General features: G+C 73.2%; 14 protein-coding genes. 5 read left to right on the forward strand and 9 right to left on the reverse strand.

All coding sequences use genetic code 11. The annotated features are described in order from the left end of the window. Positions 1–445 precede the first annotated feature (445 nt). A complete protein-coding gene (locus tag Pdca_RS33525) occupies positions 446–934 on the reverse strand; it encodes a hypothetical protein (protein ID WP_085915032.1) in 489 nt (162 codons plus the stop codon). A 636-nt stretch (positions 935–1,570) separates the two neighbouring features. Between Pdca_RS33525 and Pdca_RS37325 the strand changes: the two genes are divergently transcribed. Then, a complete protein-coding gene (locus Pdca_RS37325) occupies positions 1,571–3,325 on the forward strand; it encodes an AI-2E family transporter (protein WP_232021333.1) in 1,755 nt (584 codons plus the stop codon). After that, positions 3,322–4,983, forward strand: coding sequence for an SDR family oxidoreductase (locus Pdca_RS33535; RefSeq protein ID WP_085915033.1), 1,662 nt, complete (start codon positions 3,322–3,324; stop codon positions 4,981–4,983). The genes Pdca_RS37325 and Pdca_RS33535 overlap by 4 nt, the downstream gene beginning before the upstream one ends. A 6-nt stretch (positions 4,984–4,989) precedes the next feature. Here Pdca_RS33535 and Pdca_RS33540 read toward each other — a convergent pair whose 3' ends face one another. Together Pdca_RS33540 and Pdca_RS33545 are read right to left on the reverse strand one after the other, a co-directional pair. After that, positions 4,990–5,379: a BlaI/MecI/CopY family transcriptional regulator gene (locus tag Pdca_RS33540; protein ID WP_085915034.1), complete on the reverse strand. Its 390-nt coding sequence runs from the start codon at positions 5,377–5,379 to the stop codon at positions 4,990–4,992. A gap of 13 nt (positions 5,380–5,392) precedes the next feature. Next, the gene (locus Pdca_RS33545) at positions 5,393–6,589 is read right to left on the reverse strand and encodes a methyltransferase domain-containing protein (RefSeq protein ID WP_197719877.1); all 1,197 of its coding nucleotides are present in this window, start codon (positions 6,587–6,589) and stop codon (positions 5,393–5,395) included. Positions 6,590–6,785: 196 nt separating this feature from the next. On the opposite strand from Pdca_RS33545, the gene Pdca_RS33550 reads away from it, so the two are divergent. Both Pdca_RS33550 and Pdca_RS33555 read left to right on the forward strand, forming a co-directional pair. Beyond that, positions 6,786–7,301 (forward strand): dTDP-4-dehydrorhamnose 3,5-epimerase family protein, encoded by a 516-nt coding sequence (locus Pdca_RS33550; protein WP_158092264.1) that lies wholly within the window; start codon positions 6,786–6,788, stop codon positions 7,299–7,301. A 187-nt stretch (positions 7,302–7,488) separates the two neighbouring features. Next, positions 7,489–7,824 (forward strand): DUF3040 domain-containing protein, encoded by a 336-nt coding sequence (locus Pdca_RS33555; RefSeq protein ID WP_158092265.1) that lies wholly within the window; start codon positions 7,489–7,491, stop codon positions 7,822–7,824. Positions 7,825–7,849: 25 nt separating this feature from the next. On the opposite strand, the gene dnaB is transcribed toward Pdca_RS33555, so the two are convergent. The 5 genes from dnaB to rpsF form a co-directional block, all read right to left on the reverse strand. Further along, positions 7,850–9,256: a replicative DNA helicase gene (gene dnaB / locus Pdca_RS33560; protein WP_085915079.1), complete on the reverse strand. Its 1,407-nt coding sequence runs from the start codon at positions 9,254–9,256 to the stop codon at positions 7,850–7,852. A 643-nt stretch (positions 9,257–9,899) separates the two neighbouring features. Next, complete coding sequence (gene rplI, locus Pdca_RS33565) at positions 9,900–10,346, reverse strand: 50S ribosomal protein L9 (RefSeq protein WP_085915037.1); 447 nt, start codon at positions 10,344–10,346, stop codon at positions 9,900–9,902. 14 nt (positions 10,347–10,360) lie between these two features. Then, entirely contained in the window at positions 10,361–10,597 is a 237-nt protein-coding gene (gene rpsR, locus Pdca_RS33570) for a 30S ribosomal protein S18 (RefSeq protein ID WP_085915038.1), read from the reverse strand. Between the two features lie 51 nt (positions 10,598–10,648). Continuing rightward, the gene (locus tag Pdca_RS33575; RefSeq protein WP_085915039.1) at positions 10,649–11,209 is read right to left on the reverse strand and encodes a single-stranded DNA-binding protein; all 561 of its coding nucleotides are present in this window, start codon (positions 11,207–11,209) and stop codon (positions 10,649–10,651) included. Between the two features lie 11 nt (positions 11,210–11,220). Beyond that, positions 11,221–11,535: a 30S ribosomal protein S6 gene (gene rpsF, locus Pdca_RS33580; RefSeq protein WP_085915040.1), complete on the reverse strand. Its 315-nt coding sequence runs from the start codon at positions 11,533–11,535 to the stop codon at positions 11,221–11,223. Positions 11,536–11,749: 214 nt separating this feature from the next. Between rpsF and Pdca_RS33585 the strand changes: the two genes are divergently transcribed. Then, positions 11,750–12,523: a deoxyribonuclease IV gene (locus tag Pdca_RS33585; protein WP_085915041.1), complete on the forward strand. Its 774-nt coding sequence runs from the start codon at positions 11,750–11,752 to the stop codon at positions 12,521–12,523. A 1-nt stretch (position 12,524) separates the two neighbouring features. Here Pdca_RS33585 and Pdca_RS33590 read toward each other — a convergent pair whose 3' ends face one another. Beyond that, the gene (locus tag Pdca_RS33590; RefSeq protein ID WP_085915042.1) at positions 12,525–13,193 is read right to left on the reverse strand and encodes an NUDIX hydrolase; all 669 of its coding nucleotides are present in this window, start codon (positions 13,191–13,193) and stop codon (positions 12,525–12,527) included. Between the last annotated feature and the right edge of the window lie 45 nt (positions 13,194–13,238).

A 13,238-nucleotide genomic window follows, 5' to 3' on the forward strand; every position in this document is an offset into this window, starting at 1 on the left:
CGGTGACGGTGGTGACAGCAGTGTCCGGTGATACGCCGGAACGGACTCCGTCAGACCCCTTGTGACCCGGACGGCCGCCCGTTACGGTCACACTCCGTGGCGATCATGTCGCCGCGCGAGGCCGGGCCGACGCCGTCCCGATCTCCTCGAGCCGGGCACTCCGGAATCGCGCTCCCCACGGTTCCGGGCCGGTTCGATCGCCGCCGGCACCGCCCGACCGTGCCGGCACGAGCACGCGCGAGGGCCGGAACACCGCGTCGGCTCCCTCCGACACGGCCGTCCCGGCCCTCGCCTTGCGTGCTGACGACCCTGCTCCCCAGCCGGTCGTCATCCACCCCGCGGCCCAAGGTCTCCGCGGGACGTCTACTGCACCGCCGGCGTCCCCGCCGGGGTGTTCATCTCCCGGGACGTCCCGGGGGCGCGCTGGTTGCCTGCCTCCCGGCGATCAGGCCGAACGGGTCAACCGGTGCCGCCCGGTGCCACCGAGCAGGTCGGCGATCGCCGACCGGTCCGCCGCCCGTGCGACGTCCCGGCGTCGGCGCAGCATCGCCAGCGCGGCGTCACCCGGCTCGTTCCAGTTGGCGCGGGCGGCGGGCTCGGACTGCTGCGGGACCGGCGAGACGAGCGGATCGGAGTGGAACGCGGCGACCGTGTCGGCCGTCTGCCGGGCGTCGCCCGCCGGGTTGCGGCGGGTGGTCCGGACCGTGCCGCGGTGTACCCGCCGGACGGCGTTGCCGGCGGAGCCGGAGCGCTGGTGATCACGCCAGCCACCGACCGTGAGCGAATGGAAGATCGGCGTCTCGTCCTCGATCTCGTTGTGCGACTCGTGCCGGCCCGGGAACGGCCAGCCGTCCCGCGCGGCGCGCCGACGCCGGATCGACGACTCGAGACCGCCGGAACCGTGACCGCTGGATCCACTCTCGAACTCGTACACCCGCCGTACCTCCTGCTCGCTGACGTCGGTTGTGCGCCGAAACCGGTTCGCCCGAAGTTCGTAGCTGTCGTACCGCCGTTCGGCCCACTCACTCCGTCAACGGGTGACACACGAGCGGGGAAACGGCGGTTACAGCGGCGTCGTCAAGTGCGCTCGTACGGGTGGCTCAGCGCTGCCGTCACCCTCCGTTGCATATACGGAGAGTGTGCATTCGGCGCTCGTGTGGACCAGTGAGTAATCGTCAGCCCGTCCCGAAACCGGCCTCGCGGGCGGCTTCCGCCTGTCCGGACCGGCCGCCGAGCACGTCCTGGGCGTGAACGGCCGTCGGGTGACCGGTGCACCACCTGACGGTGTCATGATCGGCCCGAGGGGTGTCCACTACACGGGTGTAGTTCGACGCTGCGTGATCTTCGACGGCCCGTGCTGCTCCGACCGCACGGCGGCTGGGCCGTCCGAGGGGCCCGTGCGATTCCCCCGGATCGGTGTCCACCGGCCGCCCGGTCCGGTCGTGGTGGCACGGCGCTGCGCCGCCGGCGGGGCTCCTCCGCCGCCGTCGCTGGGCCGTCCGAGCGGTCCTCGGCACCGGTCGCCGTGCACAGCGGGCCCGGGGCCGGACCGAGGTCTAGCGTCGGGGTGATGGCGGACGGGGCGGGACCAGGCGAGGGTCGACCGGCCCGCGGCACCGCCGATGAGCCGGCCGCTCAGCCGGCCCCCGACGCCGCCGATCCACCGATCCCCGGCACCGCCGATCCGCCGATCCCCGGCCTGCCGACACCTCGCACGGCCGATTCGCCGCCGACCCGCAACGCCGCCGGTCCGCCGGTCTCCCGGTCTCCCGGTCTCCCGGCGCCCCGCACCGCCGACCCACCGAACCGCGGCACCGCCGACCCACCGGCACCCCGTTCCCCAGATCTCCCGGCACCCCGCACCGCCGGTCCACCGGCCAGCGACACAGCCGGTCCACCCGCCATCGGCACAGCCGGTACAGCGGCCATCGACACAGCCGGTCCACCGGCCATCGGCACAGCCGGTACAGCGGCCATCGACACAGCCGGTCCACCGGCCCCCGAGGACAGTCCGGCCGACGAGGCCCCCGAGCCCGACGGCGAGCACCTCACTTCCCCCGGGGCGGCCCGCGCCGTCGGCGCCGGGCCACCGGAGGGCTCCACGGGAGGCGGCGGTGCCGTCCCGGCCCCGCTGGTCGCCGCCTCCGATCCGCAGGCCGCCCTGTCCTGGTCCGACACCCCGCAGCGGATCCCCGGGAACCGCCCGGCAGCACATCCCGATGTCCCGGCGCCGCTGCGGGTGGCCTCCGAGATCTGTGCCCGCATGCTGATCATCGCGGCCGGGCTGGCACTGATGATCTTCCTGGTGATCCAGCTGCGGGTGGTGGTCATCCCGGTCGCGATCGCCGTGCTGCTGGCCGCGCTGCTCGCACCGCTGGTCCAGTGGCTGCGCGACCGGCGGGTGCCCCGCGGTGTCGCTACCGGCCTGGTGATGGTCACCGGGCTGGCCGTACTCGGCGGGCTGCTGACACTCGTCGTCAACACCCTGGTCGACGGGACCGCCGATCTCATCGGGCAGCTCACGATCAGCGTGGCGTCGCTGCAGGGCCTGGTGGACGCGACCCCGTTCCAGGTCGACGTCGAGCAGCTCGGGAACCAGCTGCTGGAGACCCTGCAGGAGAACCAGGAGATGCTCACCTCCGGCGCGGTGAGCACGGCGGCGACGGTCGGCGAGGTGCTGGCCGGCTTCGCGCTGTGCCTGTTCGCGCTGATCTTCATGCTCTACGACGGCCGCCGGATGTGGGGGTTCCTGCGGCTGCTCGCCCCGGTCCAGCGCCGGGAGCGGGTGGACGTCGCCGGGCGGCGCGCCTTCGCCTCGCTGGTCGGCTACGTGCGGGCGACGGTGCTGGTGGCGATCGTCGACGCGACCGGCATCGGGCTCGGGCTGTGGATCACCGGCGTCCCGCTGGCGCTGCCGCTGACCGCGCTGGTGTTCGTCGGCGCCTTCATCCCGATCGTCGGTGCCGTGGTGACCGGCGCGATCGCCGTGGTGATCGCGCTGGTCGCGAACGGGCTGGGCACGGCACTGATCGTCCTGGGCATCGTGCTGGCGGTGCAGCAGCTGGAGAGCCACGTGCTCCAGCCGGTGCTCCTCGGGCGCGCCGTACGGCTGCATCCGCTCGCCGTGGCGCTGGCCGTCGCCGCCGGTGTGGTGATCGCCGGGATCGTCGGCGCGCTGCTCGCGGTCCCGTTGCTGGCGGTGCTCACGGCAGCGGTGCGCTCGCTCGTCGCACCCCGGGAGGTCGAGCCGTCGGCCGTCGACCCGCTGCGCGCCCGGGACGGGAACCCACTGCCGGAGCTGCCGGAGCCCAGCGGAAACGCGTGACCCTGCCGCACGAGCGCAGCGGTGGGACGATCGCCGGTGTGCGCTATCTCGTGACGGGAACGACCGGGTACATCGGGGGACGGCTCGCGCCGCGGCTGCTGGGGTACGGCCCCGAGGCCGACCTGGTGCCCGATCCGGACGCCGGGCCGGTGCACGTCCGCTGCCTGGTCCGGGACCCGGACAAGCTCGCGGACGTCCCGTGGGCGCCCGACGCCGAGATCGTCCGGGGGGATCTGCTCGATCCGCAGAGCGTCCGTGCCGCCTGCCAGGACGTCGACGTCGTCTACTTCCTCGTGCACTCGCTGTCCGACTCCGGCTTCGCCGCGATCGACCGGCGGGCGGCACTGATCCTCGGCGAGGCCGCCCGCGAGGCCGGCGTGCAGCGGATCGTCTACCTGAGCGGGCTGCACCCGGACGGCGACCCGGCCGATCTCTCGGCGCACCTGGCGTCCCGGGTCGAGGTCGGGGAGACGCTGATGCGCTCCGGGGTGCCGACCGTCGTCCTGCAGGCCGCGGTGATCCTCGGCTCCGGATCGGCAAGCTTCGAGATGCTCCGCCACCTCACCGAGCGGCTCCCGCTGATGGTCGCCCCGCGCTGGGTGCACAACCGGATCCAGCCGATCGCCGTGCGCGACGTGCTGCGCTACCTGATCCGGGCGGCCGAGATCCCCGGGCGGCAGAACCGGACGTTCGACATCGGCGGCCCGGAGATCCTCACCTACATCGAGATGATGCAGCGCTACGCCGCGGTCGCCGGGCTGAGCCGGCGCCGGGTCGTCCCGGTGCCGCTGCTGACCCCGTCGCTGTCCGCACACTGGATCAACATCGTGACGCCGGTGCCGAGATCGATCGCGACCCCGCTGATCGAGTCGCTGGTGCACGAGGTGGTCTGCTCCGAGCAGGACATCCGGTCGTTCGTGCCCGATCCGCCGGAGGGCCTGACCGGCTACGACCGGGCAGTGCGGCTGGCGCTGTCCCGGATCACCGACGGCGAGGTGGAGACCCGCTGGTCCGGCGCGACCGTGCGGAACGTGCCGTCCGATCCGCTGCCCAGCGACCCGGACTGGGCGGGCGGGAGCGTCTACCTCGACGAACGTGAGCAGGACTGCGCGGCCTCACCCGAGCGGCTGTGGACGGTCGTCACGGGCATCGGCGGGGAGCGCGGCTGGTACTCGTTCCCGCTGGCCTGGTCGGTGCGTGGCTGGATGGACCGGGCCGTCGGCGGTGTCGGGCTCGCCCGCGGCCGCCGCGACCCGGACGCCCTGCACACCGGCGACGCGCTGGACTGGTGGCGGGTGGAACGGATGGTGGAGCCCGGGCCGGGCTCCGGCGACGACCAGGACGGCTCCGGGCTGCTCCGGCTGCGCGCCGAGATGAAGGTCCCGGGCCGGGCCTGGCTGGAGCTGACGGTACGGCCCCGGGAGGGCGGATCGACCTACCGGCAGCGCGCGGTGTTCATCCCGCACGGGCTGCCCGGGTTCCTGTACTGGTGGTCGGTCGCGCCGTTCCACGGGATCGTCTTCGGCGGGATGATCCGCAACATCACCCGGACCGCCGAGCGGGCCGGCGACGGTCCGCTCCGCACCCCGCCGGCCAGCCGCCGGCCGGCCTGGCTGAGATCCCGCAGGTCCCGCAGGTCCGCCGACCGGGCTGCCTGAGCCTGCTCAGCCCACCGTGTCGCGATCCCACAGCGCCGGGGGCGCCGACGGGGTCAGGGCCGCGCGCAGCACCGCCGACTCCCGCTCCGACACCGACCGGGCGAAGTGCAGCAGCACGGCCTCGGTGTCGCCGGCCGCGTCCAGCAGCTCGCGCAGCGCCTGCGCGGTCTCTTCCTCGCGGGTCGCGGCCGGGCGGTAGAGGTAGGCCCGCCCGTCGAGCTCGCGCTGCACCCAGCCCTTGCGGTGCAGGTTGTCCAGCACCGTCATGACGGTGGTGTAGGCGAGTGGGCGGCCGGGGGCGAGGCGGGCCCGGACGTCCCGGACGCGGCACGGTGCGGCACCGTCCCACAGCACGTCCATCACGGCTGCCTCGAGCTCACCGAGTCGACCTCGCATGGTGCCTCCCGGCCTACGAGGGTAACCGCAACCCCCCATGCGCCCCAGTCCGCTGTCCGGCGGCTCGGGGCCCGGCCACCCGGCCGAGCAGCCGGACAGCGGGATCGAGGACGACCCACCGGCCGCCGTCCGCCTCGATCCCCGGCAGCACCGCACGCACCTCGTCCGCGAGCTCCGGCATGAACAGCAGCACCCGGTCCGGCCGCAGCTCGGCGAGCTCCGCCGGGGCGACGACCGGGATGTCGGTGCCGGGCATCCGCCTGCCCTGCTTCGCGGGCGCCGCGTCCCCGACGGCCAGGAGCAGATCGGCCCGTATCCCGGCCCGGCAGACCAGCGGGACGGCCCGCGACGCCGCCCCGTAGGCGGCGACGGTGCGGCCCGCGGCCCGCTCGGCGACCAGCCAGGCCCGCAGCGCGTCCCCGTCGTCGGCGCCGTCCGCGGCGGCCTGCAGCCGGCCCAGCCCGGCCGCGCTCCGCACACCCAGCCCCTCCTCCGCACCCAGCAGCAGGCGGGTGCCGGCATCCGGTTCGGCGCCGGCCCGGGCGGTGACCAGCAGGGTGCCACCGGACAGCGGATACCACCAGGCGCGGTGCACGCCGATCCCGTACCCGCGCAGCGCAGCGTCCAGCGCCGGCAGCGACCAGTAGGCGTGGTGACCGTGCCGCAGGTCGTACCACTGCCTCTCGCGCAGCACGGTGCCCAGCGACAGAAGCTGCAGGGCGAGCGTCCCGCCCGGGGCGAGCAGCGCGGTGCGGCGCCGCAGCGCGTCGCGCTGGTCCGGCTCGTGCAGCAGGCCGTAGACGTCGACGACGAGATCGGCCCGGCCCGCGGGCGCGTCCGCCGGGGTGAGCGCGGTCATCCCCCGCCCGGTCAGCCGGGGCAGCCAGGGCTTGCCGTGCGGGCTGCCGAACTCCGCCACCCGGTCGCCGGGCCGGACCAGGCCCTCCCGGGCGAGCCGGTCGACCGACCGGTCGCTCTGCTCGGCGAAGGCGCGGGGCTCGACGCCGAGCAGCTCCTCCGCGACGTCCGTGTCGTCGGCCAGCTGTGCCAGTCCGCAGGCCCCGCACAGCCACATCCGCAGCGGGGCTGCCGGATCGGGCAACGGGGTGTCCCGCAGCGGCATCCGGTCCCACGGGGGCTGTTCGCCGAGATCGAGGACGATCTCGCCCCGGTCGGAGCGGCAGGCGCGGCAGCGCACCGGTTCCGGCACGGCCTCCTCCCTCCGATCAACTATCCGCAATAGTAGTGAGCGGATCCCGAGCGGACGTGTGCACCCGTTCGGAGTAGTGACGCCTCGCCCAGCGTCACCGGGGGCGCCGTCACTCGTTGTCGTCCCGGGTATGAGAAACGGGCCGGAACCGGTGTGCGCCACCCGGCGTGACCGGACCGGACAGGGGGAGCGGCGGGTGAGCGTGCTGAGGACGGTGGTGCCGGGGTCGCTGCTCGTCGATCCGGCGACGTCCGGCGGACCGGCGGGAACCCGCGTGTTCACCGTGCGCCGCAAGCGGCGGGTCGCCCGGGACGCGGTGTACGGGCTGCACCTGCACCGCAGCGAGGCGGTCCTGCTCGGCGTCGTGCGGGGATCCGGCTACGCGGTCGTGATCGACGCCCGGCCGGACACCGAGACGTTCGGCAGGCTCGCCGTGTCCCTGCTGGACGACGAGCGGATGCTGCTGGTCCCGCCCGGATGCCTCTACGGGATCCAGTCACTGGCCGACGGCACGGTCGTCGAGATCCGGTCGGCCGCCCGGCCCACCCGCCGGGACCGGACGGGCGTCGATCCCGACGACCCGGATCTCCAGCTGCGCTGGCTGCGGGCTCGCCCCACCAGGAACCCGGGACCCGACCGGTCGTGGGCCGGTCTGTGCAGCCGGCTCGGTGCCCCGTCCGGTCCGCGCCGGGACCGCGTCTCCATCTGGTGAGTTCCGGCGACTTCCGGTGACCGTGGGCAGGTGCGCGCGTGAGCACCGGCACCTGTGACGCCGTCCGCCCTGCGTTCAAGGTCACGATCAGGTCACGTAGTCTCCGGTGAACGCCCGGATCGACGTCGCCCCAGGCTCCCCACCGGTGCGCCCGTGCGCCGGTCGAGACCTTCCGAGGGGTACTTCTGTGCTCAGCGAACGCGAGACGCGGCGACTGCACGAGATCGAGGTCCAGCTGCGACTGACCGACCCGCGCCTGGTCCGGCGGTTCGCTGCGCTCGCCGGCACGGCCCGTCCGGCCGGCCGGAGACACCTGCTGCGCGGCCCGGATGCCCCGCGCGGCCCGGTCCGCTCGGTGCACGGCGCCGGGCCGCTGCCGTCGGCACTGCTGGGGGTCTCACTGCTGGTGCTGCTGGTCGGCGCCGTCATGGTGGCGGTGCCGATCGTGATCGCCGGGATCGTGCTCGCCGCGTTGTCGCTGGGCGTCGCGGCGACCGTCCCGCAGCGCCGCCCCGGCGGCTGAGCGCGCCGGGCGACCCGGCGGCCGCTCAGCCCTGGGCGAGGTCGGAGAACCGGCTGTAGTGCAGCTGGTGCGCGACGGTGATCGTGGTGGTCGGGCCGTTACGGTGCTTGGCCAGGATCAGGTCGGCCTCGCCGGCACGTGGATCGTCCTGCTCGAACGCATCCGGGCGGTGCAGCAGCACCACCATGTCTGCGTCCTGCTCGATCGAGCCGGACTCACGCAGGTCGGACAGCATCGGCCGCTTGTCGGTCCGCTGCTCGGGACCACGGTTCAGCTGGCTCATCGCGACCACCGGGACCTCGAGCTCCTTCGCCAGGAGCTTGATCTGCCGGGAGAACTCCGAGACCTCCTGCTGGCGGGACTCGACCTTGCGGCCCGAGGTCATCAGCTGCAGGTAGTCCAGGATGATCAACTTCAGGTCGTTGCGCTGCTTCATCCGGCGCGCCTTGGCCCGGATCTCCATCAGCGTCAGGTTCGGCGAGTCGTCGATGTAGAGCGGCGCCTCGGAGATCTCCGACATCCGCCGCGCCATCCGGGTCCAGTCCTCGTCGGACATCCGGCCGGCACGCATGTCGGCCAGCCGGATCCGCGCCTCCGCCGACAGCAGGCGCATCACGATCTCCGACTTGCTCATCTCCAGGGAGAAGAACGCGCTGGTCATGCCGTTCTTGATGGAGCAGGAGCGGGCGAAATCCAGTCCCAGCGTAGATTTCCCGAGCCCCGGGCGGGCCGCGACGACGACCATCTGCCCGGGGTGCAGACCGTTGGTGACCGCGTCGAGATCGGCGAACCCGGTCGGCACGCCCGACGACATGCCGCCGCGGGAGGCGATCGCGTCGATCTCGTCCATCGTCGGCTGGAGGAGCTCCTCCAGGACGGTGTAGTCCTCGGTGGTGGTGCGCTCGGTGACCTCGTACACCGCGGCCTGTGCCCGGTCGACGGCATCGTCGACCTCGCCGCCCTCGGCCCCGTGGTAGCCGAGCTGCACGATCCGGGTGCCGGCCTCGACCAGCCGGCGCAGGATCGCCTTCTCCCCGACGATCTCGGCGTAGTAGGCCGCGTTCGCGGCGGTCGGCACGGTCGCGATGAGGGTGTGCAGGTACGGTGCGCCACCCAGGCGCACCAGCTCGCCGCGGCGCTGCAGCTCGGCCGACACGGTCACCGCGTCGGCCGGCTCACCACGGCCGTAGAGATCCAGGATCGTCTCGTAGACGGTCTGGTGCGCGGGGCGGTAGAAGTCCTCCGGGCGCAGCACCTCGACGACGTCGGCGATCGCATCCTTGCTCAGCAGCATGCCGCCCAGTACCGACTGCTCGGCGGTGAGATCCTGCGGCGGCTGACGATCGAAGGTGCCGCTGCCGGCACTCCCCGCCTTGTCCTCGTCACGAACAGCTCGTGGCCGGCCGGTGGGACGATCGTCCGTCAGAGCCATACGCAGCGTCACCCCCGGTGGACAGCATAGTGAACACACGTTCGAAACGCGAGGGCCTGCGTCGGCCTGCTCGCGTGGGTCTCCCGTGCTGGTCCGGCCCGGGTTCCCGCCACCGGGCCGCGTGTCGTGCGGGCGGGTGCGGGACCTACTGCCGAGCCGGTCGGACCGAGGCTAGGTCGCCGCGCTGGCCCGGCACCAGCCGGCCTGGTGATCAACCTGGGGATGGACTGTGTACGACCGCCGCCCATCCCGGGACCGTGCTGTGGACAACCTGGGGACAGTGCGCTGATTTCGGCCATATCCGCAGGTCAAGTACATGGGGACAGCTGTGGACAACATCGGCCTGGCGTGTCGTCGCAGGGCCGGCTCCGGCGTGTCGGAGTGCGCCGCTCACCGCTCACCGCCCGGCGCGTCCACAGCCCCGTCCGACGAGCGGACCATCACCTCACGGCGTGTCGCTGCGGGCCGCGGGAGAGCCGATCCGGCCGCACCCGACCGGGCGAATGCGTCCGTGCGCGATGCCGGTACGCGTTCGCGGGGCCCGCCGTGACGGGTTCCGGGCACACGAAAGAGCGGTGCCCGGAGCACGAGGCTCCGGACACCGCTCCAACTACTCTCAGTGGTCGATCGACCACCGCACCGCTCAGCTCGCGATGACCGCGATCGGCAGCTCGGTGGTGACCTCCGGGTGCAGGCGGACCTGCACCTGGTGCTTGCCCAGGGTCTTGATGTGCCCCGGGACGTCGACGATCCGCTTGTCCAGCGTCGGGCCGCCGGAGGCCTTGACGGCCTCGACGACCGCGGCCGGGGTGACCGAACCGAACAGCCGGCCGGTGTCGCCCGCCTTGGCCGGGACGGTCACGTTCAGGTTCCGCAGCTGCGAGTCGACCTGCTGGGCGTGGCCCAGGTCCCGGATCTCGCGGGTCTTCTGTGCCCGGCGGATCTGCTCGACCTGCTTCTCGGCGCCACGGGTGGCGACGACCGCGAGCTTGCGCGGCAGCAGGTAGTTGCGGCCGTAGCCGTCCTTGACCTCGACGATGTCGCCGGGCGCACCCAGGTTGGGGACGTCGGCGTTGAGGATGAGCTTCATCTGCGTTCTCCTCGTCAGCGCGCGGTCGAGGTGTAGGGCAGCAGAGCGACCTCGCGGGAGTTCTTGACCGCGACGGCGACGTCCCGCTGGTGCTGACGGCAGTTGCCGGTCACCCGGCGGGCACGGATCTTGCCCCGGTCGGAGATGAACTTCCGCAGCAGACCGGTGTCCTTGTAGTCGATCAGCTGGGCCTTGTCCTTGCAGAACGCGCAAACCTTCTTCTTCGGCTTGCGCACGATGGCCTTGGCCATGGTGGTACTCCTGGTGGGTCTACCGCCCGTCGCGGGCGGTGGGGACGTGGATCAGAAAGGGGGCTCGTCGTCGGACGCCGCGCCGCTACCGGCGGGCGGGGCCGAACCCCAGGGGTCGTCATAACCGCCGCCGGAGTTGCCTCCGCCGGAGCCACCGCCCTGCTGGCCGCCGAAGCCGCCACCGCCGCCGCCGCCTTCGTAGCCACCGCCACCGCCGCCGCCACCGAAGCCGCCGGAGCCTCCGCCCCGGCTGACCTTGTTGACCTTGGCGGTCGCGTAGCGCAGCGAGGGGCCGACCTCGTCGACCTCCATCTCCACGACGGTGCGCTTCTCGCCCTCACGGGTCTCGAAGGACCGCTGCCGCAGACGCCCCTGCACCACGACCCGCGCGCCGCGGGTCAGCGACTCGGCGACGTTCTCCGCGGCCTGGCGCCAGATGTTGCAGCGCAGGAACAGCGCCTCGCCGTCCTTCCACTCGCCGGACTGGCGGTCGAAGGTCCGTGGCGTCGACGCGACGGTGAAGTTGGCGACCGCGGCGCCGGAGGGGGTGAACCGCAGCTCGGGATCGGCCGTCAGGTTTCCCACGACGGTGATCACGGTCTCGCCGGCCATGACGAGTCCTCTCAGCCGGCGGCGGGCGCCGGCGTGCGGGTGATGTCCTTGCGCAGCACCTTGGTGCGCAGCACGGACTCGTTCAGACCCAGCTGGCGGTCCAGCTCGGTGACGGTGGCGGGCTCCGCGGCGATCTCGACGACCGCGTAGATGGCCTCGCTCTGCTTCCTGATCTCGTAGGCCAGCCGGCGCTTGCCCCAGACCTCGATCTTCTCGACCGATCCGCCGTCGCTCTTCACGACGGTGAGGAACTGCTCCAGGGACGGCTGCACAGTGCGCTCGTCCAGGCTGCCGTCGAGGATGACCATGACCTCGTAATGACGCATGAGAACCACTCACCTCCTATGGACTCGAAAACGGTCACGACCCGGACGGCCGCGACAGGAGGTTCTCAGTGCCCCCCGACAATGTCGTCGCACGGCCGGAGCCGGACGGGACCTGCGGGATGACCGGGTAAGGCTACCAACGGGTGTCCGGGCCCCGACCTGCGGGTACTCCCGCGCCCGGGTTCCGTCGGGGGTGCTCGCTACCGTGGCACCCATGCAGATCGGAGCACACGTCCGCGACGCCGAGGACCCGCTGGCCGCGGCCGAGGAGGTGGGGGCCGAGGTGATCCAGCTCTTCCTCTCCGACCCGCAGGGCTGGAAGAAGCCGCCGCCGCACCCGCGGGCCGCCGAGCTGGCCGCCTCCGAGGTCGCGGTGGTGGTGCACGCCCCGTACGTCGCGAACGTGGCGTCGACGAACAACCGCATCCGGATCCCGTCGCGCAAGATCGTGCAGCAGCACCTGGCGGGCGCGGCGGAGGTCGGCGCGTTCGGCCTCGTCGTGCACGGCGGTCACGTCACCTCCGGCGAGGACCCGGCGACCGGCGTCGACAACTGGCGCAAGTTCGTCGAACGGCAGGCCGGCGAGCACGGTTTCGAGGTGCCGGTCCTGATCGAGAACACCGCGGGCGGCGACCGCGCGATGGCCCGTCGTTTCGATGCGCTCGGCCGGCTGTGGGATGCGGTGGGCGAGTTCGGCGTCGGGTTCTGCCTGGACACCTGTCACGCGTTCGCCGGCGGCGAGGAGCTCTCCGGGATCGTGGCGCGGGCAAAGGCGATCACCGGCCGGATCGACCTGATCCACCTGAACGACTCGCGCGACGAGTTCGACTCGGCACGCGACCGGCACGCCAACATCGGCTCGGGCACGATCCCGCCCGACGAGCTGGCCGCCGTCGTCGCCGAGGCGGGGGCGCCGGTGGTGGTGGAGACCCCGGCCGACGGACAGGCCGCCGACATCGCGTTCCTCCGGGAGCACGCGCGGGGCTGACTCACCGCCAGGCGAACACCGGCTGTTCCAGGTGCGCCACCCTGGTCGGCCGCCCGTGCAGCACGACCTCCCGGAACTGGTGCAGCACCGCCCCGGTGGGGGCGTGTACGTAGCGGTCGAACAGCGGGACCTGGATCACCGGGGCGTCGGACTCCGGGATGGTCAGGAACCGGGGTTCGCGGTCGATCTCGGTCAGCGGGAGCCGGTGCAGCTCCGCCACCTCGTCCGGGTTCGGTACCGGCTCCCCGACGCCGCCCGCCCAGAGCACCACCGGCGTGATCACATAGCCGGAACGGGTGGGGTAGTCGTCGAGCAGGCCCAGCACCCGGTCCGGGCTGAGCTCCAGCCCGACCTCCTCGGCGACCTCCCGGCGGGCGGCCTGTTCCGCCGTCTCACCGGCGTCGAGCCGGCCGCCGGGCAGCGCCCACTGCCCGGAGTGCGCGCGCAGCGACCGGGCCCGGCGGGTGAGCACGAACGCGACCTCGGCGGCGAGCGGGCCGTCGCCGGTCGCGCCGGGCACCGGGAGCAGCGTCATGGTGACCGATGCGGACCGCTTCCCGGACCGTTCGGCGTCGGTCGCGGCGCGCCGCGGGAGCACCGGCAGCGCCGCCTCGATCCGTTCCCGCAGCCGCTGCTGCACCCGGTCCGGGACCACCGCGTCGTCGCCCATGCCCCGATACTTCCGCACCCCCGGCCCGGCGGCCCGCTCCGCGAG

Source organism: Pseudonocardia autotrophica, from assembly GCF_003945385.1.
In the GTDB taxonomy this organism is placed as follows: domain Bacteria; phylum Actinomycetota; class Actinomycetes; order Mycobacteriales; family Pseudonocardiaceae; genus Pseudonocardia; species Pseudonocardia autotrophica.